Source organism: Aerosakkonema funiforme FACHB-1375 (assembly GCF_014696265.1).
In the GTDB taxonomy this organism is placed as follows: domain Bacteria; phylum Cyanobacteriota; class Cyanobacteriia; order Cyanobacteriales; family Aerosakkonemataceae; genus Aerosakkonema; species Aerosakkonema funiforme_A.
Window position 1 is genome coordinate 1 of the sequence record NZ_JACJPW010000198.1, and the last position, 7,947, is coordinate 7,947.

Annotated in this window: 3 protein-coding genes and 1 pseudogene; all 4 read left to right on the forward strand. The window is 40.7% G+C overall.

The genetic code is table 11. The annotated features are described in order from the left end of the window. Nucleotides 1-294 (forward strand): annotated as a pseudogene (locus H6G03_RS36240) (photosystem II q(b) protein); the annotation flags it as partial. A gap of 167 nt (nucleotides 295-461) precedes the next feature. Continuing rightward, nucleotides 462-2,159 (forward strand): glycosyl hydrolase family 28-related protein, encoded by a 1,698-nt coding sequence (locus H6G03_RS36245; RefSeq protein WP_190475643.1) that lies wholly within the window; start codon nucleotides 462-464, stop codon nucleotides 2,157-2,159. A 752-nt stretch (nucleotides 2,160-2,911) separates the two neighbouring features. Next, nucleotides 2,912-3,868, forward strand: coding sequence for a hypothetical protein (locus H6G03_RS36250; RefSeq protein ID WP_190475645.1), 957 nt, complete (start codon nucleotides 2,912-2,914; stop codon nucleotides 3,866-3,868). A gap of 99 nt (nucleotides 3,869-3,967) precedes the next feature. Then, nucleotides 3,968-7,843, forward strand: a complete 3,876-nt coding sequence (locus H6G03_RS36255) for a hypothetical protein (RefSeq protein ID WP_190475647.1) — start codon at nucleotides 3,968-3,970, stop codon at nucleotides 7,841-7,843. Nucleotides 7,844-7,947: the final 104 nt, after the last annotated feature.

The window sequence follows — 7,947 nt, forward strand, 5'->3', positions numbered from 1 at the left end:
TCGTTCAACAACAGCCGTTCTCTGCACTTCTTCTTGGGTGCATGGCCGGTGGTTGGTATTTGGTTCACCGCTTTGGGTGTCAGCACGATGGCTTTCAACCTCAACGGTTTCAACTTTAACCAATCGGTTGTGGATTCGCAAGGTCGCGTGATTGGAACTTGGGCTGATATTATCAACCGCGCTAACCTGGGTATGGAAGTGATGCACGAGCGTAATGCTCACAACTTCCCTCTGGATTTGGCTGCTGGTGTACAAGCTCCGGTTGCTATGACTGCTCCTGCTATCAATGGCTAAGTTTGAGATTTAGCTAAACAAAAAGCGCTCTCCTGCAAAGGGGGGCGCTTTTTGGTTTTTAATTGACTAAAGGGTGATGCGATCGCTCCTCTTAGAGGTCGTCGAACCCATAAACTCGGTTTTAGGTAGGTGTTTTGACTTTCACAAGGTTATCCCAATTAATAACGATGAGAATATCGCGAAAAGCTTTGTTGAAATATTTTTTGTTATCTCTTTTAGGAGCAGGTTTTGTACTGATCCTGTTTGGTGGCAGTACATATTTATTCAGTTCCAAGCAGAATGTTGTTCGCTCATCCAGTTCTATAGCAGTCAATCTTTCCTCAACTTGCGGCAGTCCCAAGGCTGGGCCAACTGATAATCCTGTTGCTGCCAAGTACGGAGTCGAAGCTTATCCGTGGACTGAAAATATCAAATGGAACTGCGTTTACAACATTAATGATTTTAAGGGCTCTACGATTGTTGAACAATTTAATGCCGCTCGCGATGTGGCAACTGCTAATGGGGGTGGTGTAGTGTATTTTCCTTCCGGAACTTACACTTTTACAGACAGCATTTTTTTGAAAAATGGTGTGGTTATCCGTGGAGATACCCCTTCGGGAAAAGATGCTAAATCTGATTCATACAAGCCACCAACTAAGTTTATATTTTCCAAATACGAACCTACGTTTTCTGGTAATGGTACACCTAACAATACAGCTTTTAAAAAAATATTTACAACTGCACCGGAGTCGGATAGCAATATTGGTATTGTCAATGTAGATATTAATCGGGGGGGAATCAAGTTATCGGGTGATATTGATACTGGCAAGAAGCAAAATATTGTTATTTTTGGCATCCGCAGCAATAATGTTGCCGATCCTTCTCCCCAAGTTCCAGATATTTCCTTTCAAGAGCCCTGGATGCGCTATAGCGATCGCTTTGCTGCCAACATTACCATAAATGCTTTTGCTAATGTCTTGGTTGCTAATAATCGCCTTAATGATGCTATTACTGACAATTACGAACAACCCGCTTACAAAATTAAACCTTTAGAAGGAAACGAAATTATTACTTATGCTGAAGGTAGCAAAGTTCCCTTTCACTATGGCAATCACTATGGAATTGTAGTTAATCGTTCAAAACCGGAAGGATTTACATTAGCCGCAGAACCTAATACTGAACCAGGATTATTCCGCAAGGGAATTGTTATTCGAGATAACTGGGTATTTCACACAATGAGAATAGGTATCCAAGCATCTGGCGATGGTTTGTTAATTAAAGATAACCAGATTTCAGACCAGCCGAACAAAGAATGGTGGACAGATCCGACGGGAACTAAGCAACCCAGAGGAGCCGTTACATATGAGAACCGCGCTATTGATTGGTCTGGATATAATGTTCAAATTGAAGGAAATAATTATCAAGTTTACAGACATCGCGTTATGGATACTGCGTATCTAAGTGTGGATGGAGAGGGAATTTTAATTCAGGAATGCTGTGGTGGGACTAAAATTAATGGTGTGACGATCGTCAAAAATGAAGGTAATGCTTATATTGGTTTGTACAAGATACCTTCTACGCGCAATGTGCGTATTAGCGATAATAAAGTATTGTCTAACGTGAGCGATATAGCTTCGATTTATGTAGAAGCTAATACAAACAATCGTTCCAGTTCAATGGAAAATGTAATTATTGAAAACAATACCGTGGCAGGAACCATTGCTGCCAAAGCTAACTTGGGAGGTAAGGGTAATATAATTAGGAATAACATTGGCAATAACAGTGGAACAATAAAATATTCATGCAATATTACAGTTCAGGGAAATACGGGTTTTGCCCAGGAACCGTGTTTGAATTTACAGTCATCTAATCAACAAACTCAGTAATATAGTAACTCAAATTGCTAGTTACATTAAGTAGGGTGCATCGGAAAAATAAAATTAATTATTATGGCTTTCACGTACTTGTGGTAGCCAACCCGGTTTTTTGGGCATAGGCCAGCATTTGAGCCAATAAGTAATACCAAATACGAATTATTTAGCCCCTTTATAGTGTCGAGTGTAGCAATGAAGCATTGCCGCGATAAGTGTATTCCCTTGACCCAAAGTTTTTCTCGCGCAATGCTTCACCCTTCTTAGGGATAAAGCGGGTTTCGATCCCGGATTTAGTATAGCTTTTACTTATCACCATATCTCCGGGAGAGCCGAATCCATCCTGGGTATCAGGTTTCTTTACTCACATCTTGCACCAGGCGTCAAAACCGGGTTTCTTGCAAATAGCTGAACCTAAAAGCCTAGATATTTCGTTAAGAAACCCGCTTTCTCAGGTCTTGTTGAGAATGGTGCAAGATATCAGTTTACGAAAATTTAAGTTTTGCGATCTTTTGCGATCGCTCTTTTGGCAGATGCGTAATTCCTGTTATTGTGATTTAAAGCTGAGAGCGCTTGCTCCCTGTTGTGTGTTTTCTTCTCCTACCCTTTTCTAATTAATTCAGCCTACTTACTTAAAGAATGGGTCTTAGAGGCGGAAGATTAGAAATGTATCGCAGCACTATCGGTAGTGATTGAAAAGGTTTTTTCAACACAACCGACAGAATTATCTTGGACTGCAAACCCGTCATTATCATTAAATAAAAATTATGAGTCAGACTCTACTGGTTCCTATTCATGTTGATGCCCTTTGTTTAGCTCAAGAACAGCAAGCACTCAGGGCTATGGCCGATTATAGTAAATTACCCTATATATACCAAGGTACTCATGGAACAGGGCAAGAAAATCTTAGCGAACAGATACTAGCGCCCTTATTTAATCAAGAATTTACTCTCAAAGCCGGAATTCATCTCCATTTGTCTTTACCTGATGCTTTAACCAGTGGGAAACATGATGAAACAGGAACAACTTTTCCTCGTGTTCCTAACCGTTGGCTAATTTTACGCCAAGGAGGGGAGCGAGGGCAAAAACAATGGATTATAGAAAGTGACTATCTTTATCCCGAATTAGAAAAAGATGATAATAGTCCACCGCCAGATGCCATTAATATTCTCATAGAACCCCCAGATCTTGCTACCGTTAATCCTGATGATGAAAATACTTATCAATACCAACGTTACCGCTATATGGGGCGAACCTGGGAATTAACACAATGGTTATTGGAAACAGAAACAAAAGAATATGCTGAGAGTTTAACCGCAATTGGTACTAAGGAAACTGTGCCGATTTTTGATGAAGTTAAAGCGACTTTTGCCGCATTTTATCCCAATTGTCACAGTGTTTTTGGCTTTTACGATCCTGATTATCCCAGTAAGAATCCACCAACTGGATTACAATACGATGTCATCGGTTGGTATAGTGATGAAGAACAGGATTATCTACAGCAATTTTTAGCAGAACATTCTGGCGATAACCAAGAATTACTCGAAATCTTAGCAGAAGAATTTAATTGGAATATTGAACTAGGGGAAGGAGAAGAATTACCCCAAAGATCCCTTTATCATGGAAGGATTACTTTTGGTGATACTGGCGCTAGTCGTTCAGCAATAGAGCGAGTAAAAAGCTTATCTCAACCGACGATCGCAGTAGCTAATTCCGCCCCATAAGCGCTTTCTGCCTATCTCGCTTATAGTTTTTCCAGTGATGATGCAACAGTTCGTCAAGCTGTAGAAGATAAGTTAAACGCTTTACAATTATCGGAACGATTGGAGTCACGAAAACTCGACATTGATGCCAAATTCCGAGAAGGGCGACATGAATGGGGATTTAATACAGAAAATGATGGTTTCTTGTGGTCAATTATCCCGCAAATTACCCAAGAAAAGACTCCAAAAATGAGAAATATTCAAGCCAGTCGAGTCACAATCCCAACAAACTTGGCTCATTTACTCAATGAATTAAATGTTGTTCAAGAACAATACAATCAAGCTTGGCTGAATATAGAATCCATGCGCCGTCAATTGTACAGCCAATGGTACTATTTTATGAAGAACCAGGCTGAAGACGATGGCGATTTCTATGATACTATCAATCTGACTAGCCTGATTCCCCTCCGCACAGCGATCGCCCAAGCAGGAGAATTAGAATTTACAGAAAATACAATCACAGCAAAAACCTTACCCTTTGGCATTGTATCTAAGTTGAATGAATATTTCAGCTATTACCTAGATCTGATGCGATTAGCGGCTCAGGGGACTTTTGGTGCTGATGGGACTGAATATCCTTGGTCAGATATATCCAATGAATTTGCTAACTGCGGGGTAACTTTATCTGATAACCGAACAGTTATAACGATTGGCGAGGGCGAATCTTGGGAAATACAAGACAATGAGCAAACCTATCCGGTGAAGGTAGAAGGGGGAATTTTTACTATTTATATTCCGCCCACACCATCTCAAATTGCCTTTAATTTGGTTAATAAATTGGAGGAGTTATCACAGGCGATCGCTACCTATAACAGCAGTTCAGATAATAAATATACCCTCACTCAAATTCCCAGTCAAAATTACTGGCGACCTAGCGATCCAGTAATTCTCTTAGCAGGAGAAGCAGCACAATCTCCAACTCGGTTTGGACAGGATGGCAGATTAAGAGAAGACAACCTATTACAATGTCACCCCTTAGACTTCGATTTGACAACGATTACAGAGAATATAGACAATCTGCAAGGGTTAATTGAAGGACTTAAACCAGAAGCAGGACAAGATTCGATTAATTTTAGCATCTGGACTCAGCAACCTTGGAATCCCTTTGCCTTCCATTGGTCAGTTTTTGCTTATCCTTGTCGTAATATGGAATCGGGAGAAGTGCAAGATTACTCCCCCAAGCAAATTCTCGATTACTATAATTTAGAACCTAATGCGATCGACCTAAAGCTCAAATCAGGTGCGGAAAGTAATTTTGTTCCCAATGCCAATAGTTATACAGGGTTTAGCATTTTAACGCCATCCGTAGCCCTCGAATTGACAGAAAGACTCACCAGTTATCTAACACAAGAATTACTCCCTGACTACTACGCGGCTAATAATATTCCTGCCGAAAGGCAAACGCCAGATTACTTAAGTCAGAATTTTGAGGATGTTAAAAATTGGTATGAAAGTCAAAATACTTTCGCCAATCAAACAGAACAATCTCAAGATCCCATCTTCGTCGCTTTGTGGGCTTATGGAGAAATGCAAAGCACCGACTGTCAGGCGCAAGTAATTAGTGGATTTAATGATACTCTATTGCTGGCTCAACCAACTTTACAGTTAGAAATAGACGATCCCATTTCCACTGATGCTGTAGCAAAAATTTTCCACGAACAAGTGCGTTGGACTTTAGGAAATAGCTTACAGTACAAGATTCTTGATGGAGACATTTTCAACCCTATCCGCAGCGGGGGAATGTCCATCAAACAACTGTGGTTAATTGATAGTTTTGGACAACATAAAGAAGTCATTTCTTCTGACAATCCTGAAAACACTCAGGTTGTAACCACTTCCGAAATGACCTCACCTAATGCACAATATCAAGTGCTTTTGCCGCCTCGTTTAGCGCAGTCAGCACGGATTAATTTCCACTGGTTAGCAGCAGATTCTCTACAGAAAGTACAAATGACCTCTGTTCCAGCGCGGACTCCCGTTTGCGGTTGGATTGTTCCCAATAATCTTGACAATACCTTGGCAATTTATGACGATCGAGGCAAAGCATTAGGGTTATTGGATACTGCTGGAAATTGGCGAACAGCGCCCGGTGTCGTGATTTCCCGTGATGGTAATGGTCGTCCTAACTTGCCAAATGTGCATCTCGAAAAGATGGTTCACTATCTTTTAGACCAAGGGAACGACTTTCAAAAACAGTTTATTTCAACTTTAAACAATTCTTTGGAAACTATCGATCCTGAAAGTTTCAGGGAACATCCTAGTTTAGCTTTATTGGTGGGACGACCTGTTGCTTTGGTGAGGGCAACATTTAGTTTAGAAGTGAAGGGTTTACCGGGTTGCGATCCTACGGTTAAAGTTGAAGACATAGAGCAACTACCAGCGAATTATGGGTTTACAGAAGTTAAATTCCCCATTCGTTTAGGAGATTATCAACAACTCAATGATGGACTGGTAGGATATTGGCGAGAAACTCCTGTCGGAACTGAGGGAGATTATCAATATGAAAGAAATATCTTTTATGCGCCGCAAAGTCGTCTAGTAGAGAATATTGATTTAATTCAAACTGAGGCGGAAGGGTTAGTCTATTTTGAACAAACGGTAGACGCGCCTCCTCAAGGGGTGACAATGTTGATCGATCCCAGGGGCTTAATTCATGCAACCTCTGGAATTTTGCCTAATCAAGAATTGCGTCTCCCACCGGAAAATTATAGCCAAGCTTTAAAGGCGATCGAAGTTAATTTCCTCTCTACTCCTATTTTGTGCAATCAAGGAGAAATAGCACTTCCTTTACCCCAAGTCCCCGAATATGTTTGGTCTTGGCTATCTTTAAACAAGGAAGCTTGGTCAGAAACAGAAACAATTAAATCTGTTAACCCTCAAGCTAGTTTTGCAAAACCCCAGCAACTCTATGAAGGTTGGTTGCAACTTTCTCGCGCCAAAACAGAAGATTCTTCCTCGTCGTCTTCTGCTGATTCTTCTTTACCTGCTGCTGAAGGATTGCAAGTCAGTCCCTCCAGAACAGCAGAATCTTTCCAGAGAAGTTTTTCCAGCATCGCGAAAAGTGTCGCAAAAATGCCTTTTGAATTTCGCTGGTGTTATGAAGATGAACAGGAAGGAGAACTCAACGGAGTTTTACAAATGGGAAATCCTGATGAGGTTTCCCCCCTTCGCCTTGAGATCGAAAATATCCTCACCGAAGACCAGAAAGATATCATCATTTATCCCATTCCTAACGCCACCGAAGCGAATTCTGACAATTATCATTTTCAGTTGGTTTTTAACCCAGATATCTTGGTTAATCCTGGAAATATCAGCCTTGAAAGTGAGGATTGGTCAATTGGTTTTAGTGGAGATGCTAATGCAGATAATCTCTATCTTCTCTGGAAAGGCGAAGGAGAAATTACTCTTAAACCAAATGAAGCCACAGAAGTCATCTTAATCGGTGTGGCGGCTGAATCTGCGGTGCGGACAACCACAACTAATGTCACTATTAGCTGGGAATTTAAGCGGGGAGGTAGCGATGTTATCAGCGTTAAACTCCCCGGACAAGGTGACGACTACGCAAAAACAACTACCCTGGAACTAGAAATGATTAAAGCAACTGGAAAATCTACTATTCCTCTATTTGTCGGTTTTGTTGGTTCTAATAAAGTTCTCAATGTTAACGATGGAACTAGCAGTATCAAACTCCGTATTACTAATACTAATCTGCCCAATGGTGATGACTCTAATATTACTTTTCACTACGACAGTGAAATTGATCGATGTTCTCAATTGGTAGTGGTTTTGGAAGTGGGAACTGCAAATGATACACCTTGGGCTTTGGGAACACAAGAACAAGTTAATAACATTTCTATCTCTATTGATGAGCAATGGCAACAAAATGGGAATGTAGAACAGATAAAAGTAAGCGACATAGTTAAAGCTTTACAGTAGAGATCTCCAACATATAAACTAAACTGCGATCGCCAATGGTAAAATAGAGTTTTACCTTCCCCAAAATGAGTCAACTGAGAGAGTACATAGAGAAGCATCCATCA